We start from the raw sequence: 14,774 nt of genomic DNA, 5'->3' as shown, positions 1-14,774 counted from the left end.
GGTCGTTCCGGTCGGTCGTCGTGTCTCGTGCGGTGCCGGTGCGATGCCGGAGCCGGCGGGAGAGGTACCTGCCCAAGCTCGTGCGCGGCAAGGGCATCGACGGCCGGAAGATCACCACTCGCCAGATGCTGCGGCACACCTCCGGCCCGCCGAACCACACGTGGTTCATCAAGGACTACTTCGCGATTCGGCACGCCTTCTCCAAGGCGCGGGAGCTGGTGGACCTGGCCCTGTCGAAGAAGGCGTCCTTCGCGCCCGGCAAGGGCTGGGAGTGCAGCAACACCAACTTCATCCTGGCCGGCACGATCGCGGAGAAGGTCACCGGGCGCTGTGCGCGGGCGGGTAGCCGGACGGCCGTTCAGGTCCGCCGGTGGACGTCCTGCAGGTAGTGCAGGACGGCGGTGACGCGCCGGTCGGCCCGGTCGGTGGGCGGCAGGTCGAGCTTGGCGAAGATGCTGCGGATGTGCTTGTGGACGGCGCCGTCGGTGACGAAGAGCCGCTCGGCGATCGCGGCGTTGCCCAGCCCCTCGGCCATAAGGGCCAGAACGTCCCGCTCGCGGGGGCTGAGACGTTCCAGCCGCGTGTCGGGGCGGGAGCGCGTCAGGAGCTGCGCGACCACGTCCGGATCGATGGCCGTCCCCCCGGCCGCCACCCGGTGCAGCGCGGTCAGGAACTCCTCGACCCGCCCGACCCTCTCCTTGAGGAGATACCCCAGGCCGGAGCCGCCCTGGGCGAGCAGCTCGGTGGCGAACGCCTGCTCGACGTACGCCGACAGCACCAGTACGGCGAGGTCCGGCCGGCGGCGCCTGGCCTCGACGGCCGCGACGATCCCCTCGTCGGTGTGGGTAGGCGGCATCCGTACGTCGACGATGGCGACATCCGGCGCGTGCTCGTCCACGGCGGCCAGGAAGCCGTCGGGGTCCGCGGCGGTGGCCACGACGTCGAGCGCCTCGGCGCGCAGCAGCAGCGCGAGCCCCTCGCGCAGGAGCGGGTCGTCCTCGGCGATCACGATCCGCACGGCAGGCTCACGGTGAGGGTGGTGGGTCCCCCGGCGGGGCTGGTCAGCATGAACGTCCCATCGTGTGCTTCGGTACGGCGGCGGATGCCGACGAGGCCCGACCCGACGCGCTCGTCCGCCCCGCCGTCGCCGTCGTCGGTGATCTGGAGGTGGAGCCGGTCGCCGTCGCGGCGGGCCGTGACGGTGGCGTGCCGGGCCCGGCTGTGCCTGGCGATGTTGGTCAACGCCTCGGCCGCCACGAAGTAGGCCGTGGCCTCGACGGACGCGGCACATCGCAGGGGAATGTCGGCGTCGATCCTGCAGGGGACCGGACAGGCCGCGGCCAGGCCGGTGAGGGCATCGGCGAGACTGCGGTCGGTCAGCACGGGCGGCAGGATGCCGCGGATCACCCCGCGCAGCTCGGCGAGCGCCTGCTCGGCGGCGTCCTGCGCGCGCTCCAGGATCTCCCCGGCGGTGGCCGGGTCGCGTGCCAGCGCGCGGCGGGCCGCGCCGACCAGGACGCTGACGGCGACGACGCGGTTCTGCGTCCCGTCGTGCAGCGACCGCTCGATGCGCCGCAGCTCGGCGGCGTGCGCGTCGAGCGCGGCGGCCCGCGTCGCGGTGAGCCGCGCGACCCGCAGCAGGAGGTCACTGCCCGGCTCGGGCCCCAGGAGGCGCCGGCCGGGCCAGGCCTGCAGCCGCGCGATGCCCGGGGTGAGGATCATGGCGACGACGGCCCATCCCAGCCCCAGCAGGCCGACCCCGAGGGCGCCGGGCAGGTCCCGGACGGTCCACAGGCCCATGGCGGAGGTGGCGGCCTCCTCCGGCGGCAGCAACCGCCACCACAGCGGGAAGGTCAGGTTGGTGACCGCGCTGAGCGGCAGCGTGAGGCCGACCAGCGTGAGGAGCAGCCCGAGGGTGCCGTGCACGGCCACCCAGCCCACCTCCCGGCGCGTGGCCGGGTCGGCGAGGGCGGCACGCAGGCCGGACGGCACCGGCCCCGGTTCGATGATCTCCGGGCCCCAGCGGGAGAGCCGCGCGCGTTCCCGGTTCGAGACGGCGCGCAACCCGCGCAGTGCGGCGGGCACCAGCGGCAGGCCCACACCGACGAGGCAGGCCAGCGCGGTGGCGGCCGTCACGAGGAACGCGAGCAACGCCAGGAGCGTGGTGCCGAGCCCGCCGGCGAGGTGCTCGAACGCGTCCAGGGTGAGGCGGGCGCGGGCGACCACGTCCCACCGGCGAACCGGCCCGCGACCGGTCGCGCGCCCGGCCGCCTGGCCGGTCGCGTGATCGGCCGCGCGCTCGGTCGCGTGGTCGACCGTGTGATCGGTCACGGGATCGTTCGCGTGTCCGGTCACGGGATCGGTCGCGTGCCCGGCCGTGGGATCGGGGATCGGCATCCGCACCTCCTCAGCCAGACGATAGGGCACGACCAGGCTCTTCACGGGGGGTGGGCCGAGAAGTACAGCCTGCTGTACCCCGGTCGTCCCCCTGGTGGGATCGCCGCCGGCGGTGACCGTCCGTAGCGTCGAGGTACGGCAGCCGACCTGCCGATCCCACGAGCGAGGAGCACACCATGAACGATCTTCGTCACACCGCCGAGGCCTCCGGGACGCGACGTCCGGCACACCCCTCCGGCGCCCGGGGCGGGATGGTCCGTCCCGTGCTCTGGCTCCTGCTGACGGTCAGCGTGGTCCTCAACGTGGTGTTCTCCTCCACCGGGACCGACGTGCTCGCCGGTGTCGGGTTCGGGCTGGCCGCCCTCGCGTGCGTCACCGGCCTGATCGTCCACCACTACCGGTACCTGCGCCGGTGAGCGTCGTCTGTCGGTCCGCCGCACTACGATCAGACGCCTCAATGGCTTGATCGTTCTTCTCATCCCCCAGGGAAGCACCCGTGCGTCGACATCGTTTCGGACTCCTCGCCGCCCTCGTCGCGGCCGGATACCTGACCGCGGTCGTCGCGGCCGTCGTCACCGCGCTGGTGACCGGCGACGGCCGGTGGCGGACCGGCACCGTGTGGTGCGGGGTCGCGTCCCTGGTGTCCCCACTGGTCGTCGTGGCGGCGACGCTCAGCATCTCCTACGACGGCGACTTCCCTCTCACGGCGCTCCAGTCCCTGGCCGCGGTCCTCACGCCGGTGTGGCTGGCCCGGTCCGCGCACGATCTCGGCGGCTCGCCCGTGCAGATCGCGCGACGGCCGCGCGGGCCGGTCCCGGACCGGGCGCCGTCCGGACGGTGGCCGCTGCCCGTCATCGCGGTCGTGCTGCCGCTCCTGCCGGTGGCGGTCAACCTCGCCGGCGGCACGCCGTTCTGGATCGGGCAGAGGGGGGTGGTCGAGGCCGCCGTCCGCGAGTACCTGGGAGCCCTGACCCCGGTGTGGATACTGTCCGACTTCCTTGTCGGGGTCGGCGTCCTGGCCCTCCTCGTCCTGGCCGCGGTGAGACACAGGACGCGCCGCGCCACCCTGACGGCGGTGTGCGTGCTGCTCCTCGCCGCCGCCGTGGGCGTCGTGAGCGCGACCGCACAGGAGGACTACTACGCCTTCGAATCACCGGAGTTCACGTACGCGGACGGGTGGTCGTACCTGTACGGCGCACTCTCCTTCTTCCCGGAGGGCTATTCGGACGGCTTCTCGGACGGCGGCGGTGCCGTCGTCGGGATCTCGCCGCTGTGGCACGCCGCCGCCTTCGCCGCGTCCGCGATCGTCCTGATGTTCCTGTACGGCCGGAAGCCGACTCCGACCTCGCCGTACGAGACCGCGACGGGGCGGCCCGGTGGCGTGCCGGATCTTCAATGATCATTATGTCCAAGGGGGACGAAGCGCGTTCCGTCGCCTTTCGTAGCGCTCGCTCACAGCCGGTCGAGGGGCATCGCCCCGGTGGACAGGCCGTCGGTCATTCCGTCGACCAGCTCCACGCCGATCGTCCTCGCCTCCCGAAGCGACCGCTCGAAGGTCGCGATCCGCCGGAAGGCCTCGCCGTGGCGGCGCTGCTCATCGAGGGGGAGCCGCAGCACCTGCAGCCTGCGGACGTCGATGCGGGAGGAGGTCGAGGCGTGGGTCCCCGCCTGCCTCGCGTTGGCCGGGGCCCGCAGGCAGCCGGCCAGGAACCACGCGTCGAGCAGGGTGGGATCCACCCGCAGGGCGAACAACTGCGGGCCCAGCACGGTGGGGGCGCCGGCGTCGACCCAGGCGCCGAAGGCCCGGTGGGCACCGACCACGACCACCTCGCCGGGAAGGGTCACCGTGAGGGTGCCCGCCGCCTCTCCCGCCGATGCCTCGTCCGCGGGGAGCCAGCCCGACGGCCTGCCTCCGGCCGGCACGTCGCCGACGGTCAGCACGGGCACGGCGTCGTCGGGAGCGTCACCGGTGCGCACCGTGCCGTCCACCGGTTGCTGCCCGGCCCGCATCGTCACCGTGCCGGCCCGGAGCAGGTCGCCCAGGGTCACCGTGCCCTGGCCCGCCGGCCCCTCCTCGCCCGGTTCGAGCGCGGACAGGGTCGCGGTCAGATCCCGCAGCTCGTCGAGCAGGGTGCCGAACCGGTCCCACGAGCGCCGCAACCCCCGATTCGCGGAGGTCCCCCTCTTCGGGACGTGACGCGCGGGGGTGAGGTCCACCTCGTCGTCCAGCAGGTCGATCACCGGGAGCACGGCATGGTCGGTCGGCGTGTCCCCGCCCCCGCCGCCCCCGCCGCCCCCGCCGCCCCCGCCGCCCGCGTTCGGCGCGCCGACGGCCGACATCACGCGCCGGTGCAGGAGGGGCCAGTCGATCGTCGTCCTGCCCGTCCTGTGCGCTCCCCCCGCCGGCTCGTGCTGGACGTCGGCCGCGTCGACCAGGAGAACCCCGGCCCCCACGTCCGTTCCGCCCGCGTCCGGCGCCCGCAGAACCCACAGGTGCAGCGCGACGCTGTGCGGGGGAGCGGATCCCGGCGGTAGGGCGACCACCGCGCGCAGCACGCCGCTACGGAGCAGCCCGGCCCGGATCCGGCGCCCCGCCCTGCGGGAGGCGACTCCGGGGGGCATCAGCAGCACGGCCGTCCCACCGGGAACAAGGCGGCTCAGCGCGTGCTGCGTCCAGGCGAGCTCCGGTTCGGTGCGGGGAGGCAGCCCGTACGTCCAGCGGGCGTCGGTGGCGAGCTCCTCGTATCCCCAGTCGCGTTCGTTGAACGGCGGGTTGCACAGCACCACGTCGGCGCGGACATCGGGATGGGGGTCGGCGCGCAGCGTGTTCCCGGCCCGGACGCTCACCTCCCACGCGGTTCCGGGACCCGGCCGGTACCGGGCGAGCAGGAGGCGTACGGCGGCCAGCGCGGCCTGGGTCGGGTCGGCGTCCTGGCCGAGCAGCCTCAGCGGCGAACCCGGGGCGGGCGCCCAGGAGGTGCTCCTCGCGGTCCTCTCCGCGGTGCGCTCCGCCGCGTTCCCCGCGGTGCTTGCTTTCCCCGCGTTGCCTGCGTCCTCCGCGGTGCTCGCGTTCTCCGCGGTGTTCGCCCATTGCCGGGCGGCGGCGAGCAGCAGGCCGCCCGTGCCGCACGCGGGGTCCAGCACCGTGCCGACGTCATGGCTTCCGCCCTCGCGCGACAGCGCGGCGATCTCGGTCATCAGGGCCGCCAGCGGGGCCGGAGTGACGCCGATCTGCCGGACATGCGTGTCGAGCCAGCGTCCGAGCAGGAAGTCGAAGGTGTCCCGCGCCCCGTGTTTCCTCGCCAGGCCGACCGCGCGTTCCACCAGGGAGCGCTGGGCGTCGGAGAGGTCGGCATCGTCCGGAAGTCCCTCGGCCTCCTCGGCGCTCGGCGGATCCGCCGGATGCTCCACGTCCGGCGGATGCCCCGTCTCCCCGCGGAGGAGGCGGGCACCGGTCACGGCGATGGCCGTCCCCATCGCGTCGCGGTCCCCGAGCGCCTCGAACTCCGGCCACAGCCGTTCCCGGCTGCCGACCTCGTCGAGTTTCCCCTTCCGCCGCAGCCACTCCTCCACCTGCGACAGGGCGAACTGCGGGCTGGTGTCCGTACCGCCGACGGGCGCGGGAAAGCTGTCGTGGCGACGGCGCCAGTTGCTGACGGCCGCGCGCCCGACACCGGCGATCCTGGCTATCTCCGCCAGGGTGACGGACACGGTCGGGTCGGCAGGAGGAGGCATCATGTCTCCCGGGCAGGGGTCAGGACGGTGACGAACCCGCCGCGGGAAACCGCGGCCACGACGTACGCCCGGCCGGGCGGGTGTCGCGGCTTCCCGTGGGAGGCCTCTGGCAGCCTATCCGTTGACTCAGTTCACCGGTGAGGCGACCCGGCCGTGGAAGTCATGGAACGTAGACCATTTCTTTGGAAGCTTGAACTGAGCGCACACCGTTTTCTTGGGTGTACGTGAATCGAGGAAGGCGTCCTTGGGGCGATCAAGACCGATCGCCGGTCGTGCGTTCTCCCTGCGGCGACCGCGCTCAAGATCAACCCTTGGCCGGCCTCCCCTGTCTCGACCGGACCCGCGTGTGCGCCGGGTCTCGCTACCGCTTCACGGGCGGCTCATGGCCGGTTCCCCCGGCTCTCCGGCTGGACGCCGGCGTCGTCGCGGGCCGCCGCGACCGGACCGGCACCGTGGCCGCCGCCAGCAGGGGCGGGACCGCCGCGATGACGAAGCACAGAGCCAGAGGCAAGCCACCCACCAGCAGCCCGATGGTCGCCGTCCCGCTGGAGGCACCGGTGTTGAAGGCGGTGTTGACCCACGCGCCGGCCCGGGTTCGGTTGTGCGGCGCGGCGGACTCATCGGCGAGCAGGTAGGCGGTTGTCAGCGCGGGGGCGACGAACAGGCCCGCGACACCCACCATCGCGACCAGGACGTACAGGTTGGGTGACAGTCCGGTCGCGGCGAGTGTGAGGCCCAGTGCGGTGGCCAGCACCGGCAGCCGCACGTGCCCGGAGATGCGCCAGGAGACGGCGCCGTAGGCCAGACCGCCGACCGCGCTACCGGCCGCCAGCGCGGCCTCGACCCAGGCCACCGCGGCGGCCTGGTGATGCCGCTCGGCGAAGACCACCACGAGCAGGTTCAGCGCTCCCAGGCACAGGCCCACCGCGGCCGACACCGCGACCGGACGGCCCAGCCCGGCCGTGTCGCGCATCCGCCGCCATCGGGACGCGGACGCGGACGCGGCCGAGGCCGGGCCGGTGCGGGGCCCGCCGTACGGTGTGCCGGTATGGGAGGCCCACGCGGTACGAACCGCCGGGGACGATACGAACGCGAAGGTTCCGGTCAGCACCAGTACGGCGCTGAGAGCCACGCCGGCGGCGGGGGTGGCGAACACGGTCAGCAGGCCGGCCAGCAGGGGCCCGGTGACGAAGAGAAGCTCCTCGGCGACGGAGTCCAGGCTGTAGGCGCGCTGCAGGAGTCGCCGATCGGGCAGCAGGTCGCTCCACAGGGCGCGCATCACCGGGCCGAGCGGAGGTGTGCAGGCGCCGGCCGCGACGGCCAGAGCCGCCAGCAGTGTCCCGGAGGTTCCCGGCCGCCAGGTGGCAGCGGCCAAGCAGGTCAGCAGCAGTGCATAGAGGACGACCATCGGAGGCAGCGCCCGGCGCGACCCGTAGCGGTCGATCAGCCCGGCCCGCAGCGGCGACAGCAGGGAACTGGTGAGCCCGAACAGGGCCATGACCCCGCCGGCCACGGCGTAGGAGCCGGTGGCGGCGGTCAGCGCCAGCATCAGGGACAGGAAGACCGTCCCGTAGGACAACCGGCCCAGCAGCGCGGCGCCGAAGGCGCGGCAGGCCTGAGGAGTGCGAAGGACAGCGAGATACGACGGAGGCCGCGAAGGCGAAGACATGGAGGTGTTCCTTGGAAGGACAGCGCGCATCCGGGGCGCTGTGAACGTGCGGGGACGCCGAAGTGCCGCATCCGACGGATGCGGTCAGTTCGAGGTCCTAGGCACGGGGGAGGAACACGCCCGCCACTCTAACAACGGGTTCAGCCGAGATGTGGAGAAAAATCGGCCATGGTTCGATCTTGAGTGCGGTTCCGCAGGGAGAACTCACGACCGGCGATCGGCTGGACGGCGTCTTCCCTCTCCTCACCGGGGGCGGCGGCATCGGTTTCAGCGAGGTGAACCCGGCTCATCGCACCAGTCCGTGGAGCAGGGCGATCCACAGGGCGTCGGCCTCTGCGGCGGGGCGGCGGTCGCTCTCGTGGACCGACGGGGTGTTCCGTGCGCGGGTGGTGCGGCGGATGAACCTCGGCCCACCCGCCTGGCACAGTTCGTAGAGGACCGGTTCGCAGTCGCAGGTCCATCGCACGATCCGGACCTGCTCGTCTTCACGTACGGGATGCCAGGTCAGTGGCTCGGGGTGGGATCGCACGGGAAGGACGTGCGGGGCGAGGCAGCGGGGTGGGCACTCCCGGCGGATCACGGGGTCAGCCTCCGCCCAGCTGGAACCAGACGACGCGTCCGGCGAGGATCTCGTACCAGCCCCAGGCCGACGACAGCTCCCGCACCAGCCAGAGGCCACGTCCTCCGCCGCTGTCGGCGGTGACGTCCGCGCAGACCAGGGGATGGTGTCCGGCCGCCGAGCCGGCGTCGATCACGTCGATGTGGAGCGTTCCATCGTGGTGGGCGACGGCGACGGTGATCCGCCCGCTGGGGCAGCGGCCGGAGTCGGAGTGGCGTACGGAGTTGGTGACGAGTTCGGTGAGCAGGAGCAGGGCGTCGTCGGTGAGTGGGTGGTCGAGCCCTGTGAGGAGGTCGCGGACGTAGCGTCGGGCCCGGGGGACGGCGGCGATCTGCGCGGGCACCTCGATCTGGCCCAGCAGTCCGAGCGCCTTCACCGCGCCACCTCGACCAGCCGCTCGGCCGCCTCCCGCATCCTGCTGCGTCCCCGCTGCTCCTGCCCTTGCGGGGTGCGGTCGCGTGGGTCCGGCCGGTCTCGCCGCTTCTTCCAGGTGAACACCGACGTGCGGCCCCGTTGTGTCGTGGTGACCCTCGGCCGACCCAGCGGCACGAAGATCTCCATGCTCGGTTGCCGGTCCGACGAGAGCCTGACCACGGAGTCGAACCCGAGATCGTTCAACTCCCAGGCCAGCTCCAGCAACTCACCACCCCACCCTTGAAGATCATTGACCCTCATCTACCTGCCGCCCTTCGTGACTCCCGTAGTTCTCCGGTTGCGTCGCATACATCCGATGCGCACTGAGAGTCATCGGATATGTACGTAGAGCATGCATCGACGTGACCGAACGCGCCAGCAGAAATGCAAACTTGCCACTAGAAAAGCTCCGACACTCTGGGTAGGAGAGCCGCTACTGTGGGCTCCGGTCCAAGGGAGGCTGAAGATGCGACAAACGGGGAGCCCTACGGTGCGCAGGCGTCGCCTGGCCTCAGAGCTTCGTCACCTGCGTGAACGTGCTCAGTTGACGCTGGAGGAAGTCAGTCGACAACTTGGGTGGTCCACCTCGAAGGTCTCGCGGATCGAGAACTCTCGTGTGGGTGTCGTCCCCAAGGACGTGGGTCTTCTCCTCGACCTTTACGAGATCGGCAACTCCAGGCGGGAGGAACTGCTCAAACTCGCACGTGACGCCCGAAAGAGGGGCTGGTGGCACGCCTATGATGATCTTTCCAGCGAGTACAGCGCCTATATCGGCCTTGAGGCCGAAGCCGCCTCGATGCGTAGCTTCGCATCTGCTGCCGTTCCAGGTCTTCTCCAGACGGAGGACTACATACGCGCTGTTGTTCGTGCCGGACTGGTTCTCGCGCCTCCCGGTGAAGTCGAACATCGCATCGAAGTCCGTATGGCTCGGCAGGCGCTGCTCTCGCAGGCTGAGCCTCTATGTCTTTGGGCTGTTCTGGACGAAGCCGTCATCCGCCGCATCATCGGTGGTCCAGTCGTGATGCGCTCCCAGCTCAAACGACTCCTTGAAGTCATCGACCTGCCCAACGTCACCATTCAGATCTTGCCCTTCGCTGCTGGAGCCCATTCGGCCATGAGCGGCGCGTTTCAAATCCTCCAGTTTCCTGAGCCCGCCGACCCGGATGTGGTGTTTTTAGAGAATCTGACCGACAGCCTCTATGTGGAACGGGATGCAGACGTATACCGTTATACAGTGGCATTTGATCATCTTCGGGCCAAGGCGCTGGACCCGGACGACTCTCGGCGTCTCATCGCCGAGACAGCTGATCAGCTCGGTTGACCCTTGCGAAAGGGGTGTGGAATGTCAGAGGTGGGCATACCTCGCGTCGTATGGCAAAAGAGCTCCTTTTGCGGTGCTGGCCAGGACTGTATTGAGGTAGGGGTCTGGCGTAAGAGCACCCTCAGCGGCAATGGCTCCAACTGTGTCGAAGTTGCCCTTGCCGCCCCCTATCAAGCCGCACCTCACCTGGATGCGGATCTGCTCGTCCTGATTCGTGACTCCCAAGATCCCGATGGTCCGATGCTTGCTTTCGCCTCCGCCGAGTGGAGTGCCTTCCTCGACAGCATCAAGGGTGACGGCTTCGCCGCCTTGGGTGCGCGTCACGAGACGTGACGTGAGTCGGTTGCGTCGGCTCCTGGCCCGAGGCTCCGGGCCTGACGTATCACTGCCGCGCGGCAGCAGGCGGAACCTTCGCCGGGGCCGACCGAATTTCCTCTTCGAGTGCCTCGACGAGCGCCCTGGCGGCTTGGCGTAGACGGGTGCGGCGAGCGGTGAGGTCTTCGGTGAAGGTTCGGGCCTTGGGCCCCACCCACACCGACCGGCCGGCGAACTTGCCGTGCGCCGGGTCAAGCGCGGCCTCCAGGATCGCGACCCTCGCCCTGACCTCCGTCAATGTCTGTTCCAGCATCTGACGCCGTGGATTGGGCACCAGATCTTCTGGACGAGGATTCATATATCCCTCTCGGAGGCCGATACATCGGGCGGACTATTGGACATTATTGGATCTACGACACCACGGCCAGTCTCGGAGGAATGCATGACACGTTTGGCATGGCGCGGAGTCCTGATCGGAGCGGTGACTGTGCTGGCGGCGTCCGGATGCGGAGGCAGTGGTCCCACTTCGGCTGAAGCGGGGGAGATCCTAAAAACACATATCACCAAGCTGATGGAGGGCCGCCACGCTTTGGATGTCCGAATCACCGATTCTGGTGGGCGTGATATTCCCTGCGGCGAAGGCAAGGCCAAGCGCACTTTTGCAGCCACCGGTAAGGACGGAGACGAGACGCGGAGAGCGGACAGTCTTAATACCCTCCTTGTGGGCTCACTCTCCGGAGTGGCTGACTATCGCATTGTTGAAGATCGCGGTGACGCTCCTCTCAAGCTTGTCAACGACAAGTACAAGACGAAGATGACCTTGGAGTCGCCCGGTAACGGGCAGTATGCAGTCAGTGGTGAAACCGAGTGCTTGCCGATCTCGTGAGCTAACTGTCGAAGACCGAGCTGCGATCTCGGCCTCGCTTGTTGCCGCCCTCGAACCAGTTCGCAGTGTCGTTGGACAGTTTTCCTAGGGATAGCTTTTCCCCGCCGCCCATCCCGTTGAGCGTCGTCCACCTCTCGAACGCCTCAAGCCCCTCGTTACCCTGCTTGATCAACTCGGCGAACGGTCTGAGGTTGCCCTTGCCGTCGGCGATGGCCACCCCCGGTGGGCAGGTGGCCTGGAACTCGGCGGGGGTCACCTTCGGCTCGAAGCCGTTGGCCATGAGGATGTGCGCGTAGGTGTGCTGCCGACCGAGGGCCGTGGCTCTTTCGCTCTTGTTCACCCCGTCGATGCGGGTCACGTCCTCGTCGATGAAGGCGCTGTGGCCGGAGAGGCTCGTGCTCACCGCGAACCAGAAATAGCTCAGGCCTCGGGTGGGGGCGAGGTAGAGGCCCGCCACTCCGGCAGCGGTGTCGCGGAAGAAGTTCAACGTGTCCTTCTCCTGTTTTTGGATCATGTCCAGGTCGCCCTGGACCTTCTCGACGGCCGCCAACTCGAAGCCTCGTACGTTGCCCAGGGCGGTGAAGACCCGGTCCAGGTGGTCGACGTCCCCGGTCTGCCGGGTCTTCGCCGAGGCGTCGGCGATGAGCTTCTGGGAGAGAGCGCCCATCGCCCGGTCGAACGGGGCAAGGTTCGCCGAGGAGTCGGCGAAGGTCTTGAGGAAGCGGTAGATGTCCTCCGGGCTCAGGGTGAACGCCGATGTCATGCCGAAGGCCGAGGTGAAGGGCTTGAGTGCGCTCTCCTCGGTCATGTTGGCGTCGCCGATGTTCGCGCCCTCGGTGATCTCGGCGGCGTACGCCCCGGCCAGCGTCGACATGAAGACCCTGGCTTTCGGCGCGACCTCCATCGGGGAGTCCGCGTTGCCTCCAGGGTCCTTGAGGTTTCCCATGATGGTCATGGCGTTGAAGGCGAACTTCGCGGCCTCGGGGCTGTGCGGGCCCTTCTCGTAGGATCCGCCCCCGGCTGCGAGCATCCGGCCGAACTCGGTGCCGATTTCGAAGTCCATGCTCTTCGGCCCCAGCCAGGAGGGTTTCGGGAGTTCCACCCCCAAGGGCGATACGTAGGTTTTGAAGGTTCCCAGACGGTTGAGCTCGGTGAACACGTCCCTGAGATCCTCGCGGGACATGGCGTTGAACAGGCTCCTGGCCGCGTCGGGGTTGTTCGCCAGGGCCGGCAGCAGCGGGACGAGCTCGGTCTCCCAGCGCCGGGGGCGGGTGCCGTCACCGCCGCCGACCGGCTTGCCCACCCTGCTCCGTGCTATCTCTGTGAGCCACGCGGCAGGGAACATTCCGTACCGCAGCAGGGACGCCAGCTCGTGGTCCGAAGCCTTCTTGAAGGTGCCGGCCTGCCATTCGGAACCGAGTACGGCCGGTTGCGCGCCGACCGCGGTGGCCAAGGCGTCGCCCATGACCTTCCGGTGCTGGTCGGCCATCTTCTTGTCGTACCGTCCCAGGCGACTGATCATGCCGAGCATGCCCTCGGGGCCGATGGCCCGGAAGAAGCCCGCGGTGAGATAGGCGTCCTTCTGTCCTTCGGCGAGCTTGCTGAGAATCCGGTCGTAGGCGGCGTTGGACCGGCCGGGGGAGAGTTCGTGCAAGCGCTTGAACTCCGCGGCGAGGTCGGTGCCCTTCTTGACGCTGCCGCCCACCGGGGACTTCCCGGTCTTCTCGTCGTAGGGCAGCACCCCCCATGGGGACACGTCCTGGCGCGAGTCGCCGGCCCACATCGAGCCCTGTTTCAGGCTGAGGGGTGACGCTCCCAGCATGGGCAGGTCCTCGTTGATCGTCTCCAGGCGCCGGCGCAGCTTGGGCAGCTCGTCGCGGACCCAGCCGCCGACCTCCCTGATCGGATGCAGGCCCGCGGCCGGGACGTCGGCCGCCGCGAGCAGCCGCCCGATCCGCTCGGACTGCTCGTCGATCACGTCACGGCCGCGCTCCAGCTCGGAGATGAAACCGTCCATCAGGGTGGGGTCCATCCCGCTGAAGTCCGGAGGTAAGGGTCCTGCTCCCGGCTGCATAGGCTTCACCATTCCCTTGAACGGCTCATGTCATTGCAACATAAATGTTTTCTCGCCTGGTCGAGTAGAGGTTCAGGATCGGACGAGGCGGAGGCCGGAAAATTCCTCCTGGTTGACATCGCTATCGGAGGCGATCGATATCGGCACGACAATGATGGCCCAGACGAATCCCGTGAGCCAGCGACGTACGACGCGGAGGGGGCCGGGTCTGGTGCCGTCGGCCACGCGGACAAGGCGTAGACCGGTCAGCAACTTTCCCACACTGGCCAGACTGATCGTGGTGAGAACGACGTGGTTGAGAAACGACACTCCGAAGAGCGCTCCGATGGCCGTGACCCAGAAACGCGGCTCGGTGACGACGATGCCGCCACCCGGTTCCGCGCCTCCGATCGCTCCGGCCGCCAGGCCGCAGTTCAGCGCGAGAAAGGCGTCCACGACCGATGACGTGAGGCGTCGCACCTCGTCGTTCGTCACCCGAGGTGGTCTGCGGTTCATCGGAGCAGCTCGCGGGTGTGGTCGTCGAATTTCAACGGCTTCCACTCCAGGCCGGCGGGCCAGGTCTCGTCCAGCCTGGCGAAGCCGATGAGGGCCTGGACGATCCGCTCTGTGTCCGGAGTGAAGGCGCAGTAATGACGCCGGTGTGAGCCCGCGCGGTGTTCGATCTGGTAGGTCCCCTCGGGGACGCCGTACACTCCGCCGCAGGCGACCTGGACGTACCAATCCAGGTCCGGATGGTCATGGTCCTCGTCGTCCGCGCCGAAGTAAAGCCTCTTGTTGAGAGACAGGTTCCAGTGCTCGTGGGAGAGGGCCGCGACGGCTTCGCGGACGTCCGCCTCGCCGGGGCCGGCGATCCAGGAGCCGTTGGGGAAGACCAGGTACATGAGATGCTCCTCGGGACGTCGCCGGAGTGGCTTCGGCGGGGGATGTCGCATGGAGGCGCCGGGCGGATGGCCCCGCTCTTCCCTGCCTGACAGGCCATAATATTATCGTGAACTATGTGCACAGTAGAACACGTAGCCCTAACGGCCCTTGGTGTGTATCATTGCCGACTGCGGGAATCGTTCGTGTTCGTCCGGGTCGCACCTCTGGTCGCCGTAAGGTCTCCGGCGCAGATCGCCGGTGATGTCTTCCTGACGGGCATGGTGATGTCCATGTAACGAAAGGGTCGGTTCGTGTTTTGAGGCTGACCTTTATCGAGTCAGACGATTGAGGGGGGACGATTTACGGTACGCCGCTAAATCGTGAATAAGGTTCACTTGAAAGCGCCGCATACGATCGCTACTCTGACCGGACGGTTGGAGGGAACGAACGTTCTTCGGCGGGTCCATAATCGTGAAGCGCCCC

The 14,774-nt window shown here is 69.2% G+C and carries 17 protein-coding genes; 6 read left to right on the top strand and 11 right to left on the bottom strand.

What is annotated here, in order from left to right; all coding sequences use genetic code 11:
* Positions 1 to 38 precede the first annotated feature (38 nt).
* Positions 39 to 389, top strand: coding sequence for a serine hydrolase domain-containing protein (locus AB0G16_RS16515; protein ID WP_362805248.1), 351 nt, complete (start codon positions 39 to 41; stop codon positions 387 to 389).
* On the opposite strand, the gene AB0G16_RS16510 is transcribed toward AB0G16_RS16515, so the two are convergent.
* Positions 359 to 1,018 (bottom strand): response regulator transcription factor, encoded by a 660-nt coding sequence (locus tag AB0G16_RS16510; RefSeq protein WP_362805246.1) that lies wholly within the window; start codon positions 1,016 to 1,018, stop codon positions 359 to 361. The genes AB0G16_RS16515 and AB0G16_RS16510 overlap by 31 nt on opposite strands.
* Complete coding sequence (locus AB0G16_RS16505; RefSeq protein ID WP_362805244.1) at positions 1,006 to 2,397, bottom strand: sensor domain-containing protein; 1,392 nt, start codon at positions 2,395 to 2,397, stop codon at positions 1,006 to 1,008. The genes AB0G16_RS16510 and AB0G16_RS16505 overlap by 13 nt, the downstream gene beginning before the upstream one ends.
* 176 nt (positions 2,398 to 2,573) lie before the next feature.
* Here AB0G16_RS16505 and AB0G16_RS16500 point away from each other — a divergent pair, with 176 nt between their 5' ends.
* Together AB0G16_RS16500 and AB0G16_RS16495 are read left to right on the top strand one after the other, a co-directional pair.
* A complete protein-coding gene (locus tag AB0G16_RS16500) occupies positions 2,574 to 2,813 on the top strand; it encodes a hypothetical protein (protein WP_362805242.1) in 240 nt (79 codons plus the stop codon).
* Between the two features lie 80 nt (positions 2,814 to 2,893).
* Positions 2,894 to 3,796 (top strand): hypothetical protein, encoded by a 903-nt coding sequence (locus AB0G16_RS16495; protein ID WP_362805240.1) that lies wholly within the window; start codon positions 2,894 to 2,896, stop codon positions 3,794 to 3,796.
* A 53-nt stretch (positions 3,797 to 3,849) separates the two neighbouring features.
* Here the strand turns inward: AB0G16_RS16495 and AB0G16_RS16490 are convergent, their stop codons facing one another.
* The 5 genes from AB0G16_RS16490 to AB0G16_RS16470 form a co-directional block, all read right to left on the bottom strand.
* Positions 3,850 to 6,135: an N-6 DNA methylase gene (locus tag AB0G16_RS16490; protein ID WP_362805238.1), complete on the bottom strand. Its 2,286-nt coding sequence runs from the start codon at positions 6,133 to 6,135 to the stop codon at positions 3,850 to 3,852.
* A gap of 358 nt (positions 6,136 to 6,493) precedes the next feature.
* Entirely contained in the window at positions 6,494 to 7,801 is a 1,308-nt protein-coding gene (locus tag AB0G16_RS16485) for an MFS transporter (protein ID WP_362805236.1), read from the bottom strand.
* A gap of 286 nt (positions 7,802 to 8,087) precedes the next feature.
* The gene (locus tag AB0G16_RS16480; protein ID WP_362805234.1) at positions 8,088 to 8,330 is read right to left on the bottom strand and encodes a hypothetical protein; all 243 of its coding nucleotides are present in this window, start codon (positions 8,328 to 8,330) and stop codon (positions 8,088 to 8,090) included.
* Positions 8,331 to 8,385: 55 nt separating this feature from the next.
* Entirely contained in the window at positions 8,386 to 8,796 is a 411-nt protein-coding gene (locus AB0G16_RS16475) for an ATP-binding protein (RefSeq protein ID WP_362805232.1), read from the bottom strand.
* Positions 8,793 to 9,095, bottom strand: coding sequence for a hypothetical protein (locus AB0G16_RS16470; RefSeq protein ID WP_362805230.1), 303 nt, complete (start codon positions 9,093 to 9,095; stop codon positions 8,793 to 8,795). The genes AB0G16_RS16475 and AB0G16_RS16470 overlap by 4 nt, the downstream gene beginning before the upstream one ends.
* Before the next feature lie 205 nt (positions 9,096 to 9,300).
* Between AB0G16_RS16470 and AB0G16_RS16465 the strand changes: the two genes are divergently transcribed.
* Both AB0G16_RS16465 and AB0G16_RS16460 read left to right on the top strand, forming a co-directional pair.
* Entirely contained in the window at positions 9,301 to 10,155 is an 855-nt protein-coding gene (locus AB0G16_RS16465) for a helix-turn-helix transcriptional regulator (RefSeq protein WP_362805228.1), read from the top strand.
* Positions 10,156 to 10,176: 21 nt separating this feature from the next.
* Positions 10,177 to 10,488, top strand: coding sequence for a DUF397 domain-containing protein (locus AB0G16_RS16460; RefSeq protein WP_362805226.1), 312 nt, complete (start codon positions 10,177 to 10,179; stop codon positions 10,486 to 10,488).
* A gap of 49 nt (positions 10,489 to 10,537) precedes the next feature.
* On the opposite strand, the gene AB0G16_RS16455 is transcribed toward AB0G16_RS16460, so the two are convergent.
* Positions 10,538 to 10,783: a hypothetical protein gene (locus AB0G16_RS16455; RefSeq protein ID WP_362805224.1), complete on the bottom strand. Its 246-nt coding sequence runs from the start codon at positions 10,781 to 10,783 to the stop codon at positions 10,538 to 10,540.
* Positions 10,784 to 10,912: 129 nt separating this feature from the next.
* Here AB0G16_RS16455 and AB0G16_RS16450 point away from each other — a divergent pair, with 129 nt between their 5' ends.
* Positions 10,913 to 11,356: a hypothetical protein gene (locus AB0G16_RS16450; RefSeq protein WP_362805222.1), complete on the top strand. Its 444-nt coding sequence runs from the start codon at positions 10,913 to 10,915 to the stop codon at positions 11,354 to 11,356.
* A 1-nt stretch (position 11,357) separates the two neighbouring features.
* Here the strand turns inward: AB0G16_RS16450 and AB0G16_RS16445 are convergent, their stop codons facing one another.
* The 3 genes from AB0G16_RS16445 to AB0G16_RS16435 form a co-directional block, all read right to left on the bottom strand.
* On the bottom strand, positions 11,358 to 13,388 hold the full coding sequence (locus tag AB0G16_RS16445) for a hypothetical protein (RefSeq protein ID WP_362805220.1): 2,031 nt from the start codon (positions 13,386 to 13,388) through the stop codon (positions 11,358 to 11,360).
* Positions 13,389 to 13,502: 114 nt separating this feature from the next.
* Positions 13,503 to 13,904, bottom strand: a complete 402-nt coding sequence (locus AB0G16_RS16440) for an RDD family protein (protein WP_362805218.1) — start codon at positions 13,902 to 13,904, stop codon at positions 13,503 to 13,505.
* A 17-nt stretch (positions 13,905 to 13,921) separates the two neighbouring features.
* Positions 13,922 to 14,311 carry a hypothetical protein gene (locus tag AB0G16_RS16435; RefSeq protein ID WP_362805216.1) on the bottom strand — a complete coding sequence of 130 codons (390 nt, stop codon included), beginning with the start codon at positions 14,309 to 14,311 and terminating at the stop codon, positions 13,922 to 13,924.
* Between the last annotated feature and the right edge of the window lie 463 nt (positions 14,312 to 14,774).

It is taken from the genome of Streptosporangium sp. NPDC023615, from assembly GCF_040640155.1.
In the GTDB taxonomy this organism is placed as follows: Bacteria; Actinomycetota; Actinomycetes; order Streptosporangiales; family Streptosporangiaceae; genus Streptosporangium.
The sequence above is the reverse complement of the archived record's forward strand: the minus strand, read 5'-3'. Positions and strand labels throughout refer to the sequence as shown.